This window comes from Amycolatopsis sp. DSM 110486, assembly GCF_019468465.1.
Lineage (GTDB): Bacteria > Actinomycetota > Actinomycetes > Mycobacteriales > Pseudonocardiaceae > Amycolatopsis.
On record NZ_CP080519.1, the window covers coordinates 3,882,281 to 3,904,383 of the forward strand.

General features: G+C 70.2%; 22 protein-coding genes. 15 read left to right on the forward strand and 7 right to left on the reverse strand.

The annotated features are described in order from the left end of the window. Positions 1 to 118 precede the first annotated feature (118 nt). The 4 genes from K1T34_RS18800 to K1T34_RS18815 all read left to right on the forward strand — a co-directional run bounded on the left by K1T34_RS18800 (position 119) and on the right by K1T34_RS18815 (position 2,985). Positions 119 to 994 (forward strand): DUF5926 family protein, encoded by an 876-nt coding sequence (locus K1T34_RS18800; RefSeq protein WP_220245544.1) that lies wholly within the window; start codon positions 119 to 121, stop codon positions 992 to 994. A 122-nt stretch (positions 995 to 1,116) separates the two neighbouring features. Further along, positions 1,117 to 1,470 carry a DUF952 domain-containing protein gene (locus K1T34_RS18805; protein ID WP_220247280.1) on the forward strand — a complete coding sequence of 118 codons (354 nt, stop codon included), beginning with the start codon at positions 1,117 to 1,119 and terminating at the stop codon, positions 1,468 to 1,470. A 121-nt stretch (positions 1,471 to 1,591) separates the two neighbouring features. Further along, a complete protein-coding gene (locus tag K1T34_RS18810) occupies positions 1,592 to 2,161 on the forward strand; it encodes a SigE family RNA polymerase sigma factor (RefSeq protein ID WP_370643827.1) in 570 nt (189 codons plus the stop codon). Beyond that, complete coding sequence (locus tag K1T34_RS18815) at positions 2,158 to 2,985, forward strand: hypothetical protein (RefSeq protein ID WP_220245546.1); 828 nt, start codon at positions 2,158 to 2,160, stop codon at positions 2,983 to 2,985. The genes K1T34_RS18810 and K1T34_RS18815 overlap by 4 nt, the downstream gene beginning before the upstream one ends. Before the next feature lie 412 nt (positions 2,986 to 3,397). Here the strand turns inward: K1T34_RS18815 and K1T34_RS18820 are convergent, their stop codons facing one another. The 3 genes from K1T34_RS18820 to K1T34_RS18830 all read right to left on the reverse strand — a co-directional run bounded on the left by K1T34_RS18820 (position 3,398) and on the right by K1T34_RS18830 (position 6,161). Beyond that, a complete protein-coding gene (locus K1T34_RS18820) occupies positions 3,398 to 3,949 on the reverse strand; it encodes a ferritin (protein ID WP_220245547.1) in 552 nt (183 codons plus the stop codon). Positions 3,950 to 4,100: 151 nt separating this feature from the next. Then, on the reverse strand, positions 4,101 to 5,285 hold the full coding sequence (locus K1T34_RS18825) for an arginine deiminase (protein ID WP_220247281.1): 1,185 nt from the start codon (positions 5,283 to 5,285) through the stop codon (positions 4,101 to 4,103). Between the two features lie 51 nt (positions 5,286 to 5,336). Continuing rightward, positions 5,337 to 6,161, reverse strand: a complete 825-nt coding sequence (locus tag K1T34_RS18830) for a CPBP family intramembrane glutamic endopeptidase (RefSeq protein ID WP_220245548.1) — start codon at positions 6,159 to 6,161, stop codon at positions 5,337 to 5,339. A 22-nt stretch (positions 6,162 to 6,183) separates the two neighbouring features. Here K1T34_RS18830 and K1T34_RS18835 point away from each other — a divergent pair, with 22 nt between their 5' ends. Next, positions 6,184 to 6,651, forward strand: coding sequence for a PPOX class F420-dependent oxidoreductase (locus tag K1T34_RS18835; protein ID WP_220245549.1), 468 nt, complete (start codon positions 6,184 to 6,186; stop codon positions 6,649 to 6,651). A gap of 244 nt (positions 6,652 to 6,895) precedes the next feature. Here K1T34_RS18835 and K1T34_RS18840 read toward each other — a convergent pair whose 3' ends face one another. Continuing rightward, on the reverse strand, positions 6,896 to 7,696 hold the full coding sequence (locus K1T34_RS18840; protein ID WP_220245550.1) for a DUF2470 domain-containing protein: 801 nt from the start codon (positions 7,694 to 7,696) through the stop codon (positions 6,896 to 6,898). Between the two features lie 121 nt (positions 7,697 to 7,817). Here K1T34_RS18840 and K1T34_RS18845 point away from each other — a divergent pair, with 121 nt between their 5' ends. From K1T34_RS18845 to K1T34_RS18855, 3 genes are read left to right on the forward strand one after another with little or no spacing between them, the layout of a single operon-like run. Continuing rightward, a complete protein-coding gene (locus K1T34_RS18845; protein ID WP_220245551.1) occupies positions 7,818 to 8,630 on the forward strand; it encodes a hypothetical protein in 813 nt (270 codons plus the stop codon). A 9-nt stretch (positions 8,631 to 8,639) separates the two neighbouring features. After that, positions 8,640 to 9,620 carry a hypothetical protein gene (locus tag K1T34_RS18850; RefSeq protein ID WP_220245552.1) on the forward strand — a complete coding sequence of 327 codons (981 nt, stop codon included), beginning with the start codon at positions 8,640 to 8,642 and terminating at the stop codon, positions 9,618 to 9,620. Positions 9,621 to 9,632: 12 nt separating this feature from the next. Next, positions 9,633 to 10,625: a hypothetical protein gene (locus K1T34_RS18855; protein ID WP_220245553.1), complete on the forward strand. Its 993-nt coding sequence runs from the start codon at positions 9,633 to 9,635 to the stop codon at positions 10,623 to 10,625. Here K1T34_RS18855 and K1T34_RS18860 read toward each other — a convergent pair. Further along, positions 10,583 to 11,758 carry a homogentisate 1,2-dioxygenase gene (locus K1T34_RS18860; RefSeq protein ID WP_220245554.1) on the reverse strand — a complete coding sequence of 392 codons (1,176 nt, stop codon included), beginning with the start codon at positions 11,756 to 11,758 and terminating at the stop codon, positions 10,583 to 10,585. The genes K1T34_RS18855 and K1T34_RS18860 overlap by 43 nt on opposite strands. 85 nt (positions 11,759 to 11,843) lie before the next feature. Between K1T34_RS18860 and K1T34_RS18865 the strand changes: the two genes are divergently transcribed. From K1T34_RS18865 to K1T34_RS18875, 3 genes are all read left to right on the forward strand, one after another. Continuing rightward, a complete protein-coding gene (locus K1T34_RS18865; protein WP_266118434.1) occupies positions 11,844 to 12,698 on the forward strand; it encodes a hypothetical protein in 855 nt (284 codons plus the stop codon). Next, complete coding sequence (locus tag K1T34_RS18870) at positions 12,695 to 13,333, forward strand: IclR family transcriptional regulator (protein WP_220245555.1); 639 nt, start codon at positions 12,695 to 12,697, stop codon at positions 13,331 to 13,333. Before K1T34_RS18865 ends, K1T34_RS18870 begins: the two co-directional genes overlap by 4 nt. Positions 13,334 to 13,411: 78 nt before the next feature. After that, positions 13,412 to 13,792 (forward strand): DUF6188 family protein, encoded by a 381-nt coding sequence (locus K1T34_RS18875; protein ID WP_220245556.1) that lies wholly within the window; start codon positions 13,412 to 13,414, stop codon positions 13,790 to 13,792. On the opposite strand, the gene K1T34_RS18880 is transcribed toward K1T34_RS18875, so the two are convergent. Together K1T34_RS18880 and K1T34_RS18885 are read right to left on the reverse strand one after the other, a co-directional pair. After that, positions 13,789 to 14,448 (reverse strand): DUF998 domain-containing protein, encoded by a 660-nt coding sequence (locus K1T34_RS18880; RefSeq protein ID WP_220245557.1) that lies wholly within the window; start codon positions 14,446 to 14,448, stop codon positions 13,789 to 13,791. The two genes, K1T34_RS18875 and K1T34_RS18880, sit on opposite strands and share 4 nt — an antisense overlap. Before the next feature lie 119 nt (positions 14,449 to 14,567). Continuing rightward, entirely contained in the window at positions 14,568 to 15,176 is a 609-nt protein-coding gene (locus K1T34_RS18885; protein WP_220245558.1) for a TMEM165/GDT1 family protein, read from the reverse strand. 173 nt (positions 15,177 to 15,349) lie between these two features. On the opposite strand from K1T34_RS18885, the gene cutA reads away from it, so the two are divergent. From cutA to K1T34_RS18905, 4 genes are all read left to right on the forward strand, one after another. Continuing rightward, on the forward strand, positions 15,350 to 15,670 hold the full coding sequence (gene cutA, locus K1T34_RS18890; protein WP_220245559.1) for a divalent-cation tolerance protein CutA: 321 nt from the start codon (positions 15,350 to 15,352) through the stop codon (positions 15,668 to 15,670). 138 nt (positions 15,671 to 15,808) lie between these two features. Further along, positions 15,809 to 17,305, forward strand: coding sequence for a cytochrome ubiquinol oxidase subunit I (locus tag K1T34_RS18895; protein WP_220245560.1), 1,497 nt, complete (start codon positions 15,809 to 15,811; stop codon positions 17,303 to 17,305). A gap of 129 nt (positions 17,306 to 17,434) precedes the next feature. After that, positions 17,435 to 18,445, forward strand: a complete 1,011-nt coding sequence (gene cydB / locus K1T34_RS18900) for a cytochrome d ubiquinol oxidase subunit II (protein ID WP_220245561.1) — start codon at positions 17,435 to 17,437, stop codon at positions 18,443 to 18,445. Next, a complete protein-coding gene (locus K1T34_RS18905; RefSeq protein WP_220245562.1) occupies positions 18,442 to 22,074 on the forward strand; it encodes an ATP-binding cassette domain-containing protein in 3,633 nt (1,210 codons plus the stop codon). Before cydB ends, K1T34_RS18905 begins: the two co-directional genes overlap by 4 nt. Positions 22,075 to 22,103 lie beyond the last annotated feature (29 nt).

Genomic DNA, 22,103 nt, shown 5'->3' on the forward strand with positions numbered 1-22,103 from the left:
GTAGCAACGGATACGTGCCGCGCGGGGGCCGGCCTACTTTTGGCCGGATTAGTAACCCGGACGCTTCGGGTGGCTCCCGCTTCGATAGCGTCTGGCGTCGAGCTTTGAGGAGGCTGAAGTGGGTAAAGGCGCGCGGAAGAAGGGTCCCAAGCCGGACCGCAAACCGAAGGTGCGCGACGTTTTCGTCGGCCAGCCCTTCGACGGCCTGGCCGCGGAGCCGGAGCTGATCGCGTTGCGCGAGTTCGTGCCGTCGGCCACGGCGAAGCTCACGCTCGCCGAAGGCGGCGACGTCACGCTCGGCACCGTGCTGCCCATGGCGGCCGCGGCGTTCGTCCGCTCCGACGGGCAGCGCTACCTCGGCCTGCAGGTGCAGACGCGGTCGTCGGACATCAGCCGCGACCTCGGCCGGTCACTGCGCTGGGTGCTCGACGCGAAGCCGGGCGACGTGCTGTCCGTGCCGGACACGACCACGCCGACCGACCCGGACGAGCACAACCGCCTGCAGGACCTGCTCGCGCCGGCCGCCGAGCTGGAGCTCACGCTCCACAGCGACTTCGGCTGGTGGCTGCCCGAGGACGCGGACGCGAGCGGAGACGTCGCGGTGTCCCTCGAGCGCGCCAACGCCGCCATCATGCCCACCGAGCGCCTCGGCGCCGGTGCGTACTGGGTGCTCGCCGGCGAGAAGGCGCACCTGCGCTGGGTCCGTCCCGAGTCGGAGAACCTGCTGTTGCAAGCGCTTGCGCGCCTGTCCGCGGCCGGTACCTTGGGCCTCGGCGAGGGCACGCGGTACGCGGGTTCGTTCCGCGCCCACGGCTTGCTCGTCCCGGTGTGGGACCTCGACCCCGAGGCGCACGCGCGCGAATGGGCCGAAGCCAAGGACCAGCTCGGCGCCCGTCTCGAGGAGTCGCTGAAGTCGCTCGACGCCGAGCCGCTCAACGCCACCGAGCGCCGCGCTCGCGACGGCCTCATCGGCCGCCAGCTCACCATCCGCTAGTGGACAACGCTGTGGAAGTTCGACACCGAACTTCCACAGCGTTGACCGCAGCGGTGAAGTCACACCCCGCTCACCGGGTAAACCCGTACCTCGACGTGCCCCGCGGTGGCACGATCTTCGGGGTGATCCTGCACATCTGCTCCCGCGACGAGTGGGCCGCCGTGCCCGAGGCCGGCGACTACGCCGCGCCTTCGCTCGCCGACATCGGGTTCATCCACTGCTCCGACCCCGGCACCGTCAGCCTGCCCGCGAACGCGCTCTATCGCGGCCGCACCGACCTCCTGCTGCTCGAGATCGACCCCACGCGGGTCGACGCGCGTGTGGTCTGGGAGGCCGGCGCCCCGCCGCACCCCGACGGAATCCTCTTCCCGCACATCTACGGGCCGATCCCGCGAAACGCTGTGGTCGCGGTACACGATTTCCCATCAGGCGCGGACGGTTTGTTGAAGCTGCCCGAGTCGCTCTCCGTGCGCTGAATCGCGTGGACGTTCACGGAAAGTAGTCGCGAGAGCTGGACAACCTGCGGGGGCTGCCATGCGTGTGGGGGATGACGAGGACGCGGTGCGCGGCGATCTCATCCGGGGAGGGGGCGATTTGGTGACGGCAGCGGCACCTGTCATCTCGGGGGGAGAACCGACGTGGATCCCGGACGCGCGCGCGGCGGCCGAGCCCAGGGTGTTCGCCGAGTTCGGTGACTTCGTCACAGCCAGCCTGCCCGGCTTGCTGCGCTACGGCCACGCGCTCACCGGCAACCCGCACGACGCCGCCGACCTGGTGCAGACCGTGCTCGAGAAGATCGGCTCACGCTGGTCCTACGTCCAGCAGAAGACGGGCGACCCGCTCGCGTACGTGCGGCGCTCGATGGCCAACGCGCACGTCAGCCGGTGGAGACGCACGCGTCGGGAGAACCTCGTCGCGGACCTGCCAGACACGAGCCCGTGTGCGCCGAACGACCCGTTCGAGCACGAGCCGCTGTGGCAGGCGCTGCGAAATCTGCCGCCGAGGCAACGAGCGGTGGTGGTGCTGCGTTATTACGAAGGACTGTCCGAGGCTGAGATCGCGGAAGCGCTCGGCGTCAGCCAGGGGACGGTGAAGAGCCAGGCCAGCAAGGCCATCGCTTCGTTGCGGACGAAGCTGAAGCACGGAGAAGGGAGCGAAGCGGGTTGAACGTCTCCGAGGACGAGCTCGAACAGCGGCTGCGCACGCTCTTTTCCGACGACCGGCTCGGCGTCGCGCCGCCGGCCGACGCGGCTCCGGCGATCATGGCCGGTGCGCGACGACGTCGGCAGCGGCGGAAGGTGCTGATGTCGGCGTCCGGGGCGGTGTGCGCGCTCGCGCTGGTGTCGGGTGGGCTCGTGGTGTTCAAGTTCCAGGCCACGACGGGCACGGCCGACCTCACGGCTTCACGGCTGACGGTGCCGAACGTGTCCGCTCCGCCGCCGGTCGCGCCGGTTACGGCGGCCTCACCGCCGGCGGCCGAAGATCCGCCTGTTGCCCCGCCGGTCGCGCCGTCGCACGTCTCGTCGGCTCCGCCGAACCGGCATTCACCACCGCCGGCGACGCGGGGTGACGCGCCGGACAAGGTCACGAAGGGACCGTTGCTGACGGCGGACGGTCTCGGGGTCTTGAAGCTCGGGATGACCGAGGAGCAGCTGACCGACTCGGGCCTGACGCTGACGCAGGTCAAGGAATCAGCCGGCTGCACCTACTACGACGTCGCCGGCGAGGGCGTCCCCGCCGCGACCGCCGTGGTTTCGCCGGACGCCGGCGTGGTGGTCGTGAAACCGGACGGCGCCGCCCACACGCCCGAGGGCGTCGGCGAGGGCTCGGCGAAAGAGGACGTGACCGCCGCGTACCCGGGAACATCCCAGGCCTCCGACGGGTTGGTAGCACCGACAGGCGACGAGGGCGCCTACCACTTCACCCTCGCCGACGACGGCTCCGTCTCGAGCCTCGACGTCCGCTCCGTCAACCAGACCTGCGCCGGCTGAGCCGGGCGCCGACCGAGGAACCCGGGCTATCCACAGGGGGAGAGCCCGGGTTCCTCTCTGTCCGGGCCCTTTATGCACAGCTGGCGACGGCTCGATGGGCCTGACCTAACGAGCTGCCGGCGACTGCCGCCGTTGTGGATAGGTGGGTAGGTCGAACCCAATGAACCCCGGCCCGGATGCGCGCAGAGCTGCTGGTGCTCGGGATTGGCCTGGCGTTGTGGACGGCTGGGTGGGTCGGACCTAGCGACTGAACCGGCAAGCCGACTGCCAGCGGCATGACCCCGGTGCCCCGCGCGTCTCACGTGCCGACAAAACGACGAAGCCCGGGTTGTCCACAAGGGGACAACCCGGGCTCCGCGATGGCTGGCCTGATGGTGACAGCGCCCGCTGACTGGCCGGTTGAACGGCAGCCTTACAGAGCGCCGCCCGCGACGGGGGGCATGCCGGCGTCCGCGGAGGCCGTGCCGACGGCCTCGCGGTGGAGGAACTTCTCGATCTCGTACACGTTGTCACCCGCGCGGCGCGCGACGGTGACCAGCGTGGACATCTGGGAGATCTCCTCGACCTGCTCCTTGAGGAACCACTGCGTGAACTGCTCGCTGATGTAGTCCTCTTCGGCCCGCGCGGCCTTCGCCAGCGCGGAGACGTCGGCGGCGACCTCCTTCTCCTGCTCCAGCGCGAGCTCGAGGAGCTCAAGCGGGGCGGAGAATTCGTTGCGGACGTCCTTGACGCCCGGCACCTCTACGTGGTGGTCGCGGTCGAGCATGTACTGCACCAGCGCCATCGCGTGGTTCCGCTCTTCCACGGACTGCTTGTAGAAGTGCTTCGCGAGCTGCGGCAGGTCCTCGTTGTCGAACCAGACCGCCAGCGCGATGTACTGCTGGGACGCGTGGAACTCGTTGTGGATCTGCGCCTGCAGCAGTTCGTAGAACTTCGAGCGCGGTTCTTTCTTCGTGAGGGCCATGCCAATGACGGTACGACAACTCCCGATTAATTTCCACTTTTACCTGGTGATCTCCACCCTATTAGGGTTACCATTCCTAAAGAAATACTCCCTTATTTTGGTTAGCCTTCCCTTAATTGATTCCACTCATTTAGGGAAGGCTAACTTCGCTTTATATCGTGTCCCGTACGATTGGGCACGACATGCAGCGCGGGCCGCCGCGACCTGAACCCAGTTCGGATCCGGCGATGGCGAGGACCTCGATCCCGGCGTCGGCCAGGCGTTCGTTGGTCTCGAAGTTGCGCTCGTACCCGACGACGACTCCGGGGGCCAGCGCGAGGGTGTTGTTGCCGTCGTCCCATTGCTCGCGTTCGGCGGTCACGGGGTCGAGGCCCGTGTCGATCACGCGCAGGCGGTCGATGCCCATCGCCTCGGCGGCGGCGCTCAAGAACGGCGCCGGCCCCGCGACTTTCACCCCGCCGTCGCCGGTGGGACGCACAGTGAACGCGGTGAGTGAATCGCGCGCGAGCGGGTACATCACGACGGCGTCGGCCGCGACCATCGTGCATACCGTGTCCAGGTGCATCGTCGCGCGGGTCTGCTCGATCGGCACGGCCAGCACGGTGTGCGCGAGGCCGTCGGCGAACACCGAGCGCGCGAGCGACTCCGCGCCAGCCGGCGTGGTGCGCTCGCCGACGCCGATGGCCAGCACGCCCGGGGCCAGCAGCATCACGTCGCCGCCCTCGATGGGCGCGGAGTGGGCGCCGTACGCGCGCGCCGCGTGGCGGAAGCGCGGGTGGTAGGCGTAGACGAGGTCCAGCACAGCCGTTTCGCGCCGCCGCGCGGGCATGGTCAGCGACGAGATTGCCACGCGGTCGCCGATCCACGCCGACGAGTCGCGCGTGAACAGCAGGTTCGGCAGCGGGTCGACCGCGAACTCGTGCGGGTCGCGCATCATCCGCACCAGCGACGAGCCCTCCGACGACGGCAGCTCCTCGAACGTCATGCCCGCCATCAGGACCTCGGCGAGCGTGTTCGCGTCGACGCCGCTCAGGTGCGAGCGCAGCGAATCGGCGAGGTCGGCGCCGAGGCGCAGTTCATCCACAGCCGCGTGGACGCCCGCGGTGTGCGCGCGGCTGTCCTCCAGCGCCGTGCGCAAGGTGTCCGCCAGCAGGAGCACTTCGACGCCGCGGCCGCGGAGCACTTCCGCGAACGCGTCGTGCTCTTGCTGGGCCCGGGCCACCCACGGGATGGAGTCGAAGAGGAGCTGGTCGTTGTTGCGGGGCGTCAGCCTTTTGAGCTCGTTTCCCGGCCGGTGCAGGAGAACTGCACGAAGGGGTCCGACTTCGCTGTCCACCCTGGGCGGTGCCGTCACGTCGTTCACGAGGTCGAGCCTAATGAGCGCGCGTCAGGGGAGCCAGGAAAGATGGCCTTTCAGGAGTGAATAACCGACGAAAGACACCACGTCGAAAAGGGTGTGCGCGGCGATCAGCGGCCACAGCCGGTTGGTGCGCTGCCAGATGCGGCCGAACACCAGGCCCATGACGAAGTTGCCGACGAACCCGCCGAACCCCTGGTACAAGTGGTACGAGCCGCGCAGCGCCGCGGCGCCCACGAGCGAATTGTTCTCGCGCACGCCGAGTTGCCGCAGCCGCGTGAGCAGGTAACCGATCACGAGCACTTCTTCGGCGAACGCGTTGCCGAACGCCGAGAGCGTGAGTGCTATCGGGCGCCACCACGTGTCGCCCAATGTGGACGGTTGCACCGCGAGGCTGAAGCCGAGGTGGTAGGAGAGGAAGTACAGGCCCAGCCCGGGAATCCCGATCACGGCGGCGAGGCCGAGGGTGATCAGTGCGTCGGACCCGGGGGAGCGGCGGTCGAGGCCGATGTCGCGGATCTTGAGGCCGGCGCGCCACAGCAGGTACAGGCCGAGCACGCCCCAGCTGACGAGTTGCAGCGCGTTGAGCACCTGCTGCAGCAGGTCAAGGAGGCTGGCGGCGGCCTGCGGGACGTTGAGCTGCACCTGTTGCTGCGCCAGCGGGACCGGGCGCAGCAGTGAGTCCACAAGGGACAGCAGGCTGCGTGCGCCGGAGAGGCCGAGCGTGATGCCGAAGACGAGCACCAGCTCGAACTTGACGGCCCGGCGCTCCTTCTCGTCCACGATCGGGGCGGGCGAATCGGGCGGAAGGGGCAGCAGCCAGGACCTGATGCCCGATCGCTCTGTCGTGCTCATGAGCGCACGCTACCTTCGGGGTATGCCTCGGACTATCGCCACCAACACGAAGGTCGACCGCGACGCGCTGGTCGAGTTCCTGAAGCCCCGCCACCACGCGATCCTGGTCACCACCCGCGCCGACGGGCGGCCCCAGCTCTCCCCGAACACGTGCGGCGTCGACGCGGAGGGCCGCATCGTGATCGCGACCTACCCGAAGCGGGCGAAGGCCGCGAACCTGCGGCGCTCGGCTGCCGTTTCGGTCTGTGTCCTGTCGGACGAGTGGAACGGCCCCTGGGTCCAGGTCGACGGCACCGCCGAGGTCATCGACCTGCCCGACTCCGTCGAACCGCTCGTCGACTACTTCCGCAGCATCTCCGGCGAACACCCCGACTGGGACGAGTACCGCGAAGCCATGCGCAAGCAGGGCAAGAGCCTCATCCGCATCACCATCGACCGCTGGGGCCCCATCGCCACGGGCGGCTTCCCGCCGGAACTGGCGGACGACTGAGGTTTCGCGCTTGCCGCGACCGGGCCGGCTCCACTGAGGTGGGGCCGGCCTTTGTCGTGTGTGGCCAGTTTCTGCTGGTTGGGTCGGACCCAGCCAGCGGGATGAGTTGTCCCCAGGCACAACTCATCCCCATGGGGACAGGTGCCGGGCTGTCCTCATGGGGATGAACGCGAGTTGTCCACAGGTGGATCACTCGACATGTCCTCGTGGGGATGGCCGACGAACCATCCCCACGAGGTGGGACTCAGTCGGAGCGGTGCTGCTGGCGGAGAAAGGGGCAGCCGACCAGCCGGCGGAGCTCGGCGGCCAGCTTGGGCGGGCTGTCGATCGGCTCCGAGAACGCCAGGCGCACGTCGTGGTCGCCGGTGTCGGACTCGACGCGCAGGCGCAGGCCGTAGCGGTCGAGGCCGAGCGGGCGGATGCGCCCGTGCTGCAGGCCCGGCGGCAGGTGCTGCGCGAGCTGCTCCACGACGTCCGAGTGGTCGCTCTCCAGGTGGCGCAGCCACTCGGCCTCGTAGCTGTGGAACGGATCCGGCGGCGCCGCGCTGAACATGTGCGGCCGCAGCGAGTGCGTGCCCTCCGCGTCGGCCAGGACGAGGGACGCGGGGGTGAGCCGCAGGAGCGTCAGGCCGTGGCCGACGTCCAGGAGCCGCTCGTCCGGCCGCTGCTCGGCGATCGACACGGCGCGGGCGCGCGCCGAAACCGCCGAGAGCGGCCGGAGCCACCCGGTTATCCACAGCAGGCCGCGGATGGGTTCCCGCAGCTCCACCGGGGCGTGGTCGGCGAGCTCGACCATGACGGCGAGCTCGCCGCGCTGAGTCTGCCGCGACGTGCGCACCATCGGGTGCTCGTCGGGCAGAAGGATGCTGACGCTGCCGCTGTGGTGCACGTGGTGCAGCACAGGCACCACGCGCTCGGCCTCGCAATCGGCGCGCTCGACGGTCGGCATGATCGTCGCCGGTCCGTTGCGCGTCGCGATCGTCTTGGCCCGCTCGGCGGGGTTCGGCGCGGGCGGGCGGCGGACGGATGTCGGGGCCTCGGTCACGGGTCACCTCCTACTTAGGTGAGCCTAACCTGAATTCCGGCAAGAAGGGAAGACCCGATCCGTAACGCACCCCGCGCGAGTGGCGAATAGCCGGTGATCAGTACCGCCACCCGGGGAGAACATGGTCGACAAAACGGACACCATCCGTGTCTGGGAACCGGATCCGAAGACGCCGGCCGTGAACCTGCCACGCGGCGCCGACCGCAAGCTCGTCCTCAGAGCCGTGGGCCGCACGCTCGTCGCGACGGTGATGACGCTCGGCGGGATCGCGCTGTTCTTCGCCGGCATCGGCGTCGCCGCACGGCTGCCCGACGGACGCTGGCTCCACTTCACCCTGTCCGCGGGAAGCCGCACCCAACTCGCCGGCCAGCGGCGCTTGTGGCTGATCCGCAACGGTGATCGCGCGATCGTCGTCCTGCCGGGCCCACCCGCGGCCCGCTTCGGGCACCAGAACGACGAGCCGATCGCCGGCGCCGCGGAGCTCCCGGTCGTGTTGCTCCGGCCGGTGTTCCGGAATCTGGCACTCTCCGCCGTCGCGGCCGCCCTCGCCGTCTGGACGATCGTCGGCGTCTTCGAGCACCGATCCGCCGGATGGCCCGCCGTCCTGACGGCGGCCCTTGCCGCCGGCGCCGGTGCGGCCGCCCCGCTCGTGGCGATCCTCCGAGGCCTCACCGTGCTCGGCATCCGCCGCACGCTCCGCCGCGACAGCTGGACGGAGCTACCGGCGCAGAACGACCTCGTCGAAATGCCCGACGGCCGCACCGCCCGGATCGACTGGGCCAAAGCCGGTGCGTCAACGGCCCGCAACACCGCCGCCTCGAAAACCCTCTGGATCTACGGCCACGCCCGCCCCGGCGTCCCCCGCGCCGGCACGCCCCGCTTCCCCGGGAGCGGGAACGTCCGGCTCAAGCTCGTCAAAACCCACGCCAAGTAGGAGATTCCGATGCCGAGCTGGGAACCCGATCCCACCATCCCCGCCGAGCAACTGCCGCTCTTCAGCGAGGCTTTGCCCGCCGCGCGTCGCCGAGTCGCGCGAGGCCTGGGCGTGGCCGTGGCGCTCGTGGTGGGCGCGGCCACGCTCATCGTGACCGGTCACGAAAACACTGCAAGAGCCGTGCTGCTGGCCTACCTCTTCGGCGGTTTCCTGCTTCTGCGGACTGGGCAGTTCATCGTTCTCCAGCGCACCAAGCCGAGGTACACCAAGCCTTTCGAACGAGTCGACCTCATGCCCGGCGGTGTCGAGGTGGCAGGACGTGAGATCGGTGTCCGCCTGCCGGACGGCCGCTGGTTGATCCGCCGCTCGTCCCGGAAGCAGCACGGAATCGTGACCGCTCAGCCGCGGTTGTGGGTGCTCCGCCAAGGTGACCGCGCGTCTTTTCTCGTGGTCGGCACCGGCATGATGCGAGGCCGGATCAAGGACACGCCGCCCGTCGGCGGTACGCCGCCACCCGAACCCGCGCCCGACGCTTGGGCAGCGTTCCGCCGCTCCTCGCTCGTTCGCCGGGGCGCAACGCTGATCGCGGTGCTGGCCGTGACCACGGCGCTTCTCATCTGGGTACGACTGGGCTATCCGGCCGGAGACCGGTCCTTCACGGCTGATGTGCTGGGGCTGGCGGCATTTTGCTCGGGTTTCCTGGCCCTCGTCGTCCTCCTGCAGCCGTTCAGCTCGCGGAGACCGCGGAAGTGGACCGAGCTATCGGTCGAGCCCGGCTCGGGGATCACCATCGCCGATCGCCGAATCCGAGTCGAAGGACGTGCGGTCCGGCTCGACGGTTCGTCGGCGAAGTTCGTGGTGCCGAGGTCGAACCTCGTGCTGGCGCTGGAATTCGCCTCCGGTGGCAGCCTGTGGACAACCGGCAGTCTGGTCCGGCCGCAGTTCGGGCGCAGGGCCAGCCGCATCCGCTTCCAGCTCGACGAAGCGTGACGAGGGGCCTCGATGTCCAGCTGGCAACCCGACCCCGCCCTCCCTGCCGACCAACTGCCGCTCTTCGGCGACCTGCTCAGGGCCATGCACCGCGGAGCCGTGCGGCAGCTCGCCTACGCCGTGGCGCTGTTCCTGGTCGCCGCCGTGTTCGTGGTGCGCGGTGACCAGGCGGTGCCCGAGTCGGTGCTGCTCGCCTACTTCTTCGGCGGGAACGTCGCCTTGAAAGCCGCGGCGGTGGCGAGGCAGCGTCGAATCAAGCCGCTGCTGGCCGGCGCGTTCGAGCGCGTCGAGGTGAGCGACGTCGTGATCGGCCGGGCAGTCGGCTTCGCGCTGCCGGACGGGCGCTGGGTGCGGTTCAGGGCACCGCGGCACGGGGCCGAAGTCCTCGCCCAACGCCGGGAGGCGTGGTTGCTGCACAGCGGCAACCGGGCCGCCGTGCTGGTGCCCGCGACCGACGCCGGACTCGTCCCGGCCCGGATCGGCGACAGACCACCCGGCCGCAGAGCACGCCCAGCGGAACCCGCCACGACGCCCGACGCCGCACCGCTGCAAGCCCTCCGCAAACGCCGCGAGTGGACCGACCTCGCGGGGATGGCGGTCATCTCCGCGCTCTACGTCGTCGCGTGGCTGACCTTCCCGGCAACAGACCGGCTGTTGGCCCCGCTGACGGCCGTCCTGGGCATGCTCACGGTCCTTTCGACGGCGATCGCGGCAGTGGCCTCGATCCGGCCGTCCCGCGCCCGGGAGTGGACCGAACTGGAGCTCGAGCCCGTGATCACCTTCAGGCGCGACCGGCTCAGTCTCCAAGCCCGCGCCACTCGCCCCGACGGCACCGAAGTGGCCCTTGAAGTGCCCCGCGTGTCCCTTGCCGCGGCTCTCGACATCGCCGCGACCGGAAAGCTGTGGGTCACCGGCTCGCGAGCCGGCCTGCCGGGCCAGGTCTGGACCGGCACTGTCCGCTTTCAGGACCCCGTCGGACCTCTCCCCGACCACGACCACGCGTAAGCCTCGTCCTCGGAAGCCGAAGCCGCTTCCCCGAGCTCCAGTGGCGCGAACGTATCCACCATCACCGCCGTCTCGTCGAAGAACTCCGCGCCGATCGACGCCTCCGCGGCGTCCGGCTGGGGGCCGTGTGTGAAGCCCGACGGGTGGAGCGACAGGGAGCCGATGCCGATGCCCGAGCCGCGGCGGGCTTCGTAGTTGCCGCGGACGTAGAACATGAGCTCGTCGGAGTCGACGTTCGCGTGGTTGTACGGCACGGGGATCGAGTCCTCGTGGTAGTCGACCTTGCGGGGGCAGAAGGAGCACACCACGAAGTTCGGCCCCTCGAACGTCTGGTGCACGGGCGGCGGCTGGTGCACGCGGCCGGTGATGGGCTCGAAGTCGTCGATGTTGAACGCCCACGGGTACAGGCAGCCGTCCCAGCCGACGACGTCGAAGGGGTGCGTCGCGTAGGTGTAGCGGGTCAGGCCGGCGCGGTGGCGCACGAGCACGTCGACGTCGGAACCGTCCACGAGCAGTGGCGCGACAGGTCCCCGGACGTCGCGCTCGCAGTACGGCGAGTGCTCCAGGAACTGGCCCTTCGCCGAGAGGTAGCGCTTCGGCGGGCCGATGTGCCCGCGCGCCTCCAGCACGTACAGGCGGACCTCGCCGCGCGGCACCACGCGGTAGGTGCACGACGTCGGGATCACCACGTAGTCGCCGTCCGAGGCCTCCAGCACCCCGTAGATCGTCTCGAAGACAGCCGACCCGCCCTGGACGTAGAACAGCTCGTCGCCCGCCGCGTTGCGGTACAGGGGCGAAGGGGCGGTGGCGACGACGAAGCCGATCGTCACGTCGTTGTTGCCGAACAGCCGCCGCCGGTCGGTCACGGCGTCGGCGGACGCGCCGAACTTCAGCTCGGGCGTCTTGAAGTGCCGTGGCTTCAGCGGGTGGTTGGGCACGAGGCCGCCGCGGTCTTCTGGTACGGCCACCGCGTCGACGATCGCCGTCGGCAGGCCGCGGTGGTACAGCAGCGCCGAGTCGGCGGAGAAGCCCTCGACGCCCATCAGCTCTTCGGCGTACAGGCCGCCGTCGGGCTTGCGGAAGGCCGTGTGCCGCTTGTGGGGGACCTCGCCTACTCGCCGGTAGAAGGGCATGGGTGACTCCTCTGGAGGTGTCCGCAGAACGAACAATTTTGTCCTTTTGTCGTACGCTACTAGCGTGTCATTCGTGTCAAGCGCTGTGGAACTCACGCCCCCCGGCCCCCGTGGAATTCCTCCCCTGTTCGCGCGGCTCGTCGACGACTCGGCGCTCTTTCCGCCCTCGGACGCGGCCATGCCCGAAGCCCTGCGAGCGCACTACGAGTCGCGGGCGGGTGAACACGCCGGTGTACTGGGCGTTTTCCTCTGCCAGGCCTCCCGGCTGCCGGAGCTGATCACCGAGTTGATCAAGATCAAGCCGAAGGAGCCGCTGCCCTTGTCACTGATCATCGACACCGGGCTCGGCGGCGTGCCCAAGGCCATCTCGATCGTCGAGTCGCGCAGCGAGCTGCTGTCGCTGCGGATGGTCGAGATGCCGGCGCCGTCGGACGTCGACGAGGTGTGGCTGGAGCGCGTCTCGGAGTTCGTGCCCGAGGACGTGATCCGCGTGGTCGAGCCGCGCCGCGGCGTCGGCTGGCTCGACGGCGTGCGCAAGGTGATCGAGCACGGCAGCTGGCCGAAGATCCGCTGCGGCGGGCCGGCGGGGGAGAACTTCCCCAGCGTCGACGAGGTGGCCGACTTCATGTCGGTGGTCAGCGGCGCGCCCGGCGCGTCGTTCAAGGCCACCAACAGCCTGCATCGCGCCGTCCGCCACACCGATCCGGAGTCGGGCTTCACGCACCACGGTTTCCTGAACCTGATCGTCGCTTCGGCCCGCTGCCTCTCGGGCGGCGACGTGCGCGAGGCGCTGGAGTCCACCGACGGCAAGGCGCTGGCCGACGAGGCCCGCGCGTTGTCCGAGCCGGCTGCGAAGGCCGTGCGGGAGCTCTTCGCGTCCTACGCGGCGGCGTCGTTCGCCGAGCCGGTGGCCGACCTGGGTGAGCTCGAGCTGCTGTGAGCAGGGAGGGGTCGCTGACTCTCGACCGCGGCCTGGCCCTGCTGCAGGCGGTGGCCGACGCGGGCGAGGAGGCGGCGACCATCTCCGAGCTGGCCGTGACGATCGGCGCGAGCCGCGCGGCCGTCTACCGGCTGCTGGTGCCGTTGTCCGAACGCGGCCTGATCTGGCGCGACGGCACGAAGGTGCGCCTCGGGGTCGGCCTGCTGCGGCTGGCCGGGCAGGTGCTCCCGCAGCTGCGGGAAGCGGCGCGGCCGGTGCTGCGGGAGCTGGCTGAGAAGGTCGGGGTCACGGCGCACCTCACCGTGGCCCAGGGCGACCAGGCGCAGGCCGTGGCGGTGGTGGAGCCGTCGTGGACGAGTTACCACGTCGCGTATCGCGTGGGCAGCCGTCATCCGCTCAGCGCGGGCGCGGCGGGCCGGGCGATGTCCCTGCGGCCAGGGGGCGACGGCTGGGTCGCGTCCACGGGCGAGCTGGAGGCGGGCGCGTCCGGCGTGGCCGCGCCGGTGCGCGGGGTGCCGGGGCTGCGGGCGAGCGTCGGGGTGGTGTCGTTGGAGCCGTTGGACGCCGCCGCGGTGGGTCCTCAGGTCGTCGCGGCGGCCGGAAAGCTGACCGAGGTGCTCCGAACCGACGCGTAGTGCGGCGTGGCGTGCTGGAATATGGTCTCGTGGAGCAAAGGGGGCGGCTTGCCGAGGAGCCGTCGCGGAGGTGCCCAGGTGAACGTTCCGAGTGAGCTCGTCGGTTGCGAAGTGCGCCGGACGTCGTTCGACTACCAGGTGCGCCTCTCGCTGGTCGACCAGCCGGACCCGGCCGACGAGCCGCGGGTGGACGCCGAGCTGGTGCTCGAGACGTCGTTCGTGCTGCGTGACGTCGAGGGCGTGAGCCACGAGCTGGAGCCCGGCAGCGGTGCGGCCCTGGCGCCGGTGCTCGCGCTGTTCGGCCAGCGTGTGACCGAGGTGGCGGTGCCCGAGGAAGGCACGTTGGCGGTGGTTTTCGACGGCGGCGCCGAGCTGCGCGTGGGGCCGGACCGGCAGTACGAGTCGTGGTGGCTGACCGGCCACGGCGTCGAGCCGATCCTGGTGGGTCCGGACGCCTAGCGGCGCGCGGCCGCCAGCAGCGGTCGCACCATCGTGAGCAGCAGCGCCAGGTCCACGCAGAACAGCAACCGCTCGAACAACCCCAGCGTCACTTCCTGCTGCGCGGGGCCGGTGATCAGCTCGAAGACGAACCCGCCGAGCACGATCAGCACGCTGGCCACGCTGGCGACGGCCAGGCCGCGGATCGTGCTGCGGCGCGGTTCCCACGGGCACTTCGGCGTGCCGCGGCGCGTGAGCAGCCACGCGGCGGCCGGCAGGGCCAGGAACGCGGTGATGGCGGCGCCGTTGTGGAGCTGGCCGTCGAACGTGCGGGCCTGGCCGTCGGGGTCGACGGGGACGGTCGCGCAGATCGTGAGGCCCGCGCACCACACGCCGAGCAGTACGACGACCGCGGGCGAGCGGCGGGCCTTCACCAGCCCGGCCAGCAGCGCGACGGAACCGAGTGCCAGCGCCAGGCACATCGCGCTGAACAGCGGCGCGGCCGAGCGCCCGCCGAGGTGGCCGTAGACGTACTCCGACAGCGTCTGCCACACCGGGCTGACCTGCGCTGACAGTCGCAGATGCAGGTCAGCCGCGATGGCCACCGCGAGCGCCATGCCGGCCAGCGCGAGCCGGCCGTGCACGGGGGACACGGCGGCGGGCACGGCCTTCGACATGGGGGCACTCCTCGGTGGTCATGGCGAAGGGCAAGGCTCCCCGCGTCATCGCGGATTCACCTTGCCCTCATCCACTGGTTCCGGGGAGGCTACCTCGTGTTCCTGTGAAGTCTCTGTGGTCAGCCGGCTCGGAAGGCGAGCTGGACCAGGGCGAACGCGGCGAATCCGGCGAACACGAACCCCGCGACGCGCTGGATGAGCTTCGGCCGGATGCGGCTGCGGATCTTCGCGCCGATGAACACCGCGAGCCCGGCCACGGAGACCAGCGCGACGAACGCGCCGAGCCCGACCGCGAACGGGTTGCCGAGCCGCGCGACGAGACCCGCCGTCGCGAGCTGCGACGCGTCGCCCCACTCGGCGGCGAAGAGCACGCCGAACGACGTCAGCGCGGAGCGCAGGAAGGACTTCGGCGCCGCGCCGAGGCGTGCGGCGTCGTCGGCCGCTTCGTCGGCTTCGTTGAATCCTTCGCGCAGGAGCATGAAGGCGCCGATACCGAACATCGCGGCCACGAGCAGTGAAACCACGGTTTCCGGAAGAAGAGTGAGCACGTGGCCGAACGCCGCGGCTATAACACACTGGATCGCGAATGCCGCGCACACCCCGGCGAATACCGGCCACGCGCGGAAACGCGTGGTCAGCACCAGCGTCGCGACCAGTGTCTTGTCAGGCAGTTCCACTGCCAGGACCAGGCCGAACGCGCTGATGAGAGCGATGATTGCGGGAGACATGAGCCGGTGGACACCCCTTTCACTTCAACGATAAAGGAGGTGTTCAGAAAGCCGCAAGTTGATCGGGTTTGCGAATTGCCCCGTGAGGTTTGTTGAATAGCTTCCGCTGGGGTTCCTGAATATAGTTTTCGGCATGCCTAATTCTGTTTTGCGGATGCGGTACGGTGCGGGTCATGCCTGCTGACCACGTGGTCGTGACCACCACTGTCGACAAAGAAGCGACCGCTCGGAACATCGCCACGAGTGCCGTCGAGGCGCGGCTCGCCGCCTGCGCCCAGATCGTGGGGCCGATCACGAGCGTGTACCGCTGGGAGGGCAAGGTGCGCACCGACTACGAGTGGCGCGTCGAGTGCAAGACGGCGGCCGACCGCTCGGGTGCGCTGGAGGAGTTCCTGAACGTGCGCCACACCTACGCCCTGCCGGAGATCGTGGTGACCCCGCTCGTCGGCGGGAGCCCGCGGTATCTGTCGTGGGTGGTGGAGCAGACCCGGTAGATCCCTTTCGGGTACACAGTGGACAGATGTGCCCGGGACGCCTGACGTGGGCGTTTCCCGGGTTCAGGACGTTGGTCCCTCGTTTTTCGGGACGTGTTGAACTGGTCGGTGCCGCGCGGGCGGAGTTAGCTCGGGTACGTGGATGTCCTTGAGCTAGCGCGGTGGCAGTTCGGCATCACCACCGTGTACCACTTCCTGATGGTCCCGCTGACCATCGGACTTTCGGTGCTCGTCGCGGGGATGCAGACCGCCTGGGTGCGTACGGGCAACGAGCGCTACTTCAAGATGACCAAGTTCTGGGGGAAGCTCCTGCTGGTCAACTTCGCCATGGGCGTGGTGACCGGGATCGTGCAGGAGTTCCAGTTCGGGATGACCTGGAGCGCCTACTCCCGCTTCGTCGGCGACGTGTTCGGCGCGCCGCTGGCGATGGAGGGGCTCGTCGCGTTCTTCGTGGAGTCGACTTTCCTCGGCCTGTGGATCTTCGGCTGGGACCGGCTGCCGAAACGCGTGCACCTGGCGTGTGCGTGGGCGTTTTCGCTGGCGTCGATGGCCTCGGCCTACTTCATCCTGGCCGCGAACTCGTGGATGCAGCACCCGGTGGGTGTGGAGTTCGTGAACGGCAAGCCGACGATGAACTCGATCTTCGCGGTGCTGGCCAACAACACGGCGCTGGCGGCGATCCCGCACACGCTGGCCGGGGCGTTCTCGGTGGCGGCGGCGTTCCTCGTCGGGGTGGCGGGCTGGCACTTGTGGCGGCGTCGTTCCGACTCGGACTCGGACGCCGGGGTGCACCGGGACGTCTGGCGCGCGTCGCTGCGGCTCGGTGGCTGGGTCGGGATCGCCGCGTTCGCGGTGCTGGCCATCACGGGTGACACGCAGGGCAAGCTGATGTTCCAGCAGCAGCCGATGAAGATGGCGTCGGCGGAAGCGTTGTGCCACACGGAGAAGCCGGCGAGCTTCTCGATCCTGGCGATCGGTGACGTCGCGGGGGCCAACTGTGAGGACGTGAAGACGTTCACCGTGCCGGCGCTGCTGTCGTTCCTCGCGCACAACGACTTTTCCACCGAGGTGCCGGGTGTGGAAAACCTGATCGGCCAGTATCAGGCGAAGTACGGCACCAACTATCCGAACGACCCCGACCTGGGGCCGCTGGCGGGCAAGCCGATCGACTATGTGCCCAACCTGCCGGTGACCTACTGGGGATTCCGGGCCATGATCGGCTTCGGCGCGATCGGGGCGGGGATCGGTCTGCTGGCCCTGTGGCTCACGCGCCGCGGCCGGATTCCGAGCGGGCGCTGGTTCCCGTTGCTGCTGGTCGCGGGCATCGCGACGCCGTTCATCGGCAACAGCGCCGGCTGGATCTTCACGGAGATGGGGCGTCAGCCGTTCGTGGTCGCGCCGAACCCGACGGGCGTCGAGGGCATGTGGATGTTCACGGCGCAGGCGGTGTCGAAGCTGTCGGTGGGTGAGGTGTGGACGTCGCTGATCTCGCTCACGGTGCTCTACCTGGGATTGGGCGTGGTGGAGCTGTTCCTGATGCGCAAGTACATCCGCGGTGGGGTCGAAGGGGTTCTGCCGCCGCCTGCTCACGGTGGGGAGGCGGGTTCGGATGACACGTTGTCGTTCGCTTACTGACTCGGTGGGTGCTGTTTCGTTGGGTTGGACCCAGAGTGTTCACCCGATCACTCACGAGAGTTACCCACAGCTGATCTGTGGACAACTCGATGGGTTGTGGATAACTCAGGGCGATTTTGGGGATGAGTTATGACAACGCTCCAGCTGGTGTGGTTCGGGATCATCGCGCTGTTCTGGCTCGGGTACCTGTTCCTCGAGGGCTTCGACTTCGGCGTCGGGATGCTGCTGCCCGTGCTCGGGCGCGACAACACCGAGCGGCGCGTCATGGTCAACACCATCGGGCCGGTATGGGACGGCAACGAGGTGTGGCTGATCGTCGCGGCCGGCGCCACGTTCGCCGCGTTCCCCGATTGGTACGCGACGCTGTTTTCGGGCGCTTACCTACCGTTGCTGCTCGTGCTGCTGGCGCTGATCGGGCGCGGGGTCGCGTTCGAGTACCGCGGCAAGGTCGACTCCGAACGCTGGCGGCGCACGTGGGACCGCGTGATCATGGTCGGCTCGTGGATCCCGCCGCTGGGTGTCGGGCTGCTGCTCGCGACGACCGTGCTCGGGCTGCCGCTCGACGCCGAAGGCAACCGCGTCGGCACGCCGTTCGAGGCCGTGCGGTGGGACACGCTGCTGGGCGCGCTCGCCGTGGTCGGGTTCTCGCTGGTGCACGGGGCGGCGTTCCTGGCGCTGAAGACGTCGGGCTCGATGCGGGAACGGGCGCGGGTGCTGGCGTTGCGGCTGCTGCCGGTGGCGTTGCTGCCGCTGGTCGCGTTCCTCATCGTGGTGCAGGTACGCGCTGGGCAGGTGTGGACGTTGGTCGCGCTTGTGGTCAGCGTGGTTGCCGCAATCGTCGCGTGGCTGCGGCTGCGCGCGGACCGCGACGGGCAGGCGTTCGCCGCGCTCGGCGTGGTGATCGCGGCTGCCGCGGTGACGATGTTCGGGGCGCTGTACCCGAACGTGCTGCCGTCGACGGGGGATCCGGCCAACTCGCTGACCATCGCACAGGCCGCCGCGAGCCCGTACGCGCTGAAGGTGATCACGTGGGTCGCCGCGTTCGGCGCGCCGGCTGTGCTCATCTACCAAGGTTGGACCTACTGGGTTTTCCGCAGGCGCATCGGCGTCCAGCACATCCCGGCGGTGCACGCACCGTGATCACGCTTCCCGGCCGCACCACCCTTTCCGCCCCGAGGTCCACAGTGGACCAGGTGCGGCCGGGCAAGGGGCCGCTCGGCGCGCTCTCGGCTCTCGGGCCGGCCGCGCGCCGGGCGCTGCTCCTCGTGACGGCGCTCTCGTTCGCCAACGCTGTTTTCCTTGTGGCGCAAGCGTTTCTCTTGGCCGACGTGCTCGCGTCCATCGTCTCCACAGGGATCGGGGGCCGCACCGCCCAGCTGGCCGCTCTGTTCGCGCTCGTCGCGGGCCGGGCGTTCACCGGCTGGGCGGTGCGGGTGGTCTCGGCGCGCGCCGCGGCGACGGCGCAGCAGGACCTGCGCGCCCGCGTCGTCTCCCACGCTCTGCGGCTGGGCCCGGAGTGGCTGGCCCGTCGCGGCGACGCCTCGCTGACGGAGCTCGTGACCCGCGGCTTGGACGCGCTCGACGCCTACTTCCGCGAATACTTGCCGGCCTTGGTGACGGCCGCGGTGGTCCCCCTCGCGGCCGGCGCGGCGATCCTGTGGATGGATTGGCCGTCGGCGGTGATCGTGCTGGTGACGGTGCCCTTGCTGCCGGTTTTCGCTGTGCTGGTCGGCAAGTTCACGGCCGACCGCGTGGCAGGCGCGACGGACGCCGTGCACCGGATGTCGGGGCTGCTGCTGGAATTGGTGCGTGCTCTGCCGGTGCTCACGGCGTTCCGCCGCGCGGACGCGCAGTCGGCGACCGTGGCCCGCGTCTCGGAACGCCACCGCCGCGCGACGTTGAAGACTTTGCGGGTCGCGTTCTCGTCGGCTTTCGTGCTCGAACTGGTCGCCACGTTGTCCGTGGCCCTGGTCGCGGTCGTGATCGGCGTGCGGCTGGTGTCGGGCTCGTTGCCCCTGGCCATCGGGCTCGGCGTGCTGATCCTGGTCCCCGAGTGCTACCAGCCCCTGCGCGCGGTGGGCGCGGCTTTCCACTCCAGCGAAGACGGCGTCGAGGCGGTCCGCCGCGTCACCGACGTCCTGGCCGAGCCGGCCCCGCACTTCGGCACGCGCGTTCCGCCCCGTGGACAACTCACTGTGTCCAACCTAAGCATCGCTCGCCGCGGCGGCTTCGCCCCTGCTGGCTCCTCGTTCTCCGCGCGCCGAGGCCAAACGACCTGGCTCCGCGCCCCCAGCGGCGGCGGCAAATCCACCACCCTCGCCGCCCTCCTTGGCTTCCTCCCCACCTACGACGGCACCATTACCCTCGGCGACGTCCCCCTGGCCTCGGTGGATGTGGACCGCTGGCGCGCGGATGTCGCGTGGGTGCCGCAGTCGCCGGTGTTCAGCGACGGGACCGTTCGTGAGGAGGTGACGGGCGCGGCTGGCGCTGGCCCCGGGCTCGGCGCGGCCCCGGGTTTCGTCGATTCGCCTGCAGGTGACTCCGTTGTCGGCTCGGGCGCGGTTGGGTCTGCGGTGCGTGCGGCTGGACGTGTCGGAGCCGCCCAGGTTGGCTCTGAAGAAGCCGGCGCGGTCGGTGCTGCCTCGGTCGGCGCGGCTGATGTTGTCGATGTGGTGCTGGCGGAGCTCGGGTTGTCGGGGTTGGGGGACCGGCCCGTCGGGCAGCTGTCGTTGGGGCAGCGGCAGCGTGTGGCGGTCGCGCGGGCGTTGGTGAGGGTGCGGGCGGGCGCGTGGCTGCTGTTGCTCGACGAGCCGACGGCCCACCTCGACGAGGTCAACGCCCGGCGCGTGATGGGCGCCGTCGAGCGGGCCGTGGCGGGTGGGGCGGCGGCGATCATCGCGGCGCACGAGCGGTCGGCGGCGGTGGCGGTGGCGGATGAGAAGCCGTTGTCCGGCACCACGTCCGCCAGCACGGTGGGGTCCGGTCGGCCGGTGCCGTGGCGGTTCTTGCTCGACCGTCGGCTGTTTTTCGGAGCCGTGCTGGGTGCCGTGGCGCTGTTGGCGGGCGTTGCGCTCACGGCGACTTCGGGGTGGCTGATCGCGAAGGCTTCGTTGCAGCCGCCGATCTTGACGCTGACCGTGGCGGTCGTCGGCGTGCGCGCATTCGGGCTCGGGCGCGCGGCTCTGCGCTACGCCGAACGTCTTGTCACGCACGACGCCGCGTTCCGCATCGCCGGGCGGCTGCGCGTCCGGCTGTGGGACTCGCTCGTCCGCCTCGGCCCGGCGCGCGCTTTGGCGGCCGGCGAGGGCCAGCGCCGCCTTGTCACCGACGTCGACACCATCCGCGACCTGCTGCCCCGCGTGGTCTCGCCGCCGGTCGTCGTCGGGCTTGTCGCCGTGGGCGCGATCACGGTGCAGACGGTCGTCCTTCCGTCCGCCGGCCTGCTCCTCGCCGCGGCCGTGGTGGTCGGTCTCGTCGCGCCCCGGCTGGCCCTCCTGGCCGAGCGCCACGCGACGGCCGCCCTCGCCGCCGGGCGCCGCGACGTCGCCGCGCGGGTCCTCGTGTTGTTCACCTCGGCGGCCGAGCTGATCGCTTACGGCACCGCGACCGCGCGCCGCCGTTCGCTGCTCGCGACCGACGCCCGGCTGACCGCCGCCACCCGCCGCCAAGCCTTCGGAGCCGGCGCGGCCGATGCCCTGATCGTCCTGGCCACCGGGGCCGCTGCCGTGGGCAGCACGCTGCTCGCCGCGCCGGCCGTCGCGTCCGGCCACCTGTCGGGGGTCATGGCTCCACTGCTGGCGCTGGTCCCCTTGGCCCTCGCCGAAGTCCTCTCGCTGCTGCCACCGGCCGCTACCCACTGGGACACGCTGCGCGCTGCCCGCCTCCGCCTGGGCGACCTCGACACAGCTGCCGGATCAGAGCCGGAGCTGCCCGGCGAAGCACTGCGGTCGGCTGGATTGCACCTGGCGTCCGCCTCGGCACAGGCCAACTCCGCCAGCGCGGGAGGTTTGGCGCAAGTGCGAGCCGGCGAAGAGCGGCAGCGCCTCAAGACCACGATCGCGTCGAAGCCGGCGCCGTTCGGCCGTGCTGCGCGCCCCGGGAAGGGGGTCGGCGACGCGCCCGAGCCAGGACCGAGCGCCGTGCGGCTTCGTGGCGCCGACCTCGGCTGGCCCGGTGGCGAAACCGTGCTCACCGACGTGACGCTCGACATCGAGCCCGGAACCTACGTCGCCGTGGTGGGGCCGAGCGGGGCGGGGAAGTCGACGTTGGTGGCGGCGTTGCTGGGGTTCCTGGAGCCGCGCGTGGGGGAGGTCGCGGTGCCCGGACGGGTGTCGTGGGCGCCGCAGGAGGCGATGCTGGTGTCGACGAGCGTGGCGGAGAACCTGCGGCTCGCGGATCCCCGGGCGACCGACGAGGACGTCCGCCGAGCGCTCGACCTCGCGCAATTGCCGGAGCTCGACGCGGCGACTGTCCTCGACAGCGCCGGCACCGGGCTTTCCGGTGGCCAGGCCCAGCGCGTCGCGCTGGCACGGGCGTTGCTGGCGGCGCCGGCCGCCGACCTCGTGCTGCTCGACGAGCCCACGGCGCACCTCGACGAACGGACCGCTCGCGCCCTGCGCGCCACGCTGCGTGCCGAGCTCGCCGGCCGCACCGTCGTACACGTCACCCACAGCCTCGACGAGCAGCTCGACGCCGACGTCGTCCTTGAGGTCCGCGGCGGCCAGGTGCTCGAGAAGCAAGCGGTACCGGCCGCGAGGGGTGATTGGTGACGGTCACGATTCGGGGTCAGGGCCGCAAG

Excerpts from the sequence above, each read along its gene's own strand:
- K1T34_RS18820 (WP_220245547.1), bottom strand. The coding sequence starts at position 3,949 with ATGGCCCTCACGAAGAAAGAACCGCGCTCGAAGTTCTACGAACTGCTG.
- K1T34_RS18830 (WP_220245548.1), bottom strand. The coding sequence starts at position 6,161 with ATGAGCACGACAGAGCGATCGGGCATCAGGTCCTGGCTGCTGCCCCTT.
- K1T34_RS18835 (WP_220245549.1), top strand. The coding sequence starts at position 6,184 with ATGCCTCGGACTATCGCCACCAACACGAAGGTCGACCGCGACGCGCTG.
- K1T34_RS18845 (WP_220245551.1), top strand. The coding sequence starts at position 7,818 with ATGGTCGACAAAACGGACACCATCCGTGTCTGGGAACCGGATCCGAAG.
- K1T34_RS18850 (WP_220245552.1), top strand. The coding sequence starts at position 8,640 with ATGCCGAGCTGGGAACCCGATCCCACCATCCCCGCCGAGCAACTGCCG.
- K1T34_RS18855 (WP_220245553.1), top strand. The coding sequence starts at position 9,633 with ATGTCCAGCTGGCAACCCGACCCCGCCCTCCCTGCCGACCAACTGCCG.
- K1T34_RS18860 (WP_220245554.1), bottom strand. The coding sequence starts at position 11,758 with ATGCCCTTCTACCGGCGAGTAGGCGAGGTCCCCCACAAGCGGCACACG.
- K1T34_RS18880 (WP_220245557.1), bottom strand. The coding sequence starts at position 14,448 with ATGTCGAAGGCCGTGCCCGCCGCCGTGTCCCCCGTGCACGGCCGGCTC.
- K1T34_RS18885 (WP_220245558.1), bottom strand. The coding sequence starts at position 15,176 with ATGTCTCCCGCAATCATCGCTCTCATCAGCGCGTTCGGCCTGGTCCTG.
- cutA (WP_220245559.1), top strand. The coding sequence starts at position 15,350 with ATGCCTGCTGACCACGTGGTCGTGACCACCACTGTCGACAAAGAAGCG.
- cydB (WP_220245561.1), top strand. The coding sequence starts at position 17,435 with ATGACAACGCTCCAGCTGGTGTGGTTCGGGATCATCGCGCTGTTCTGG.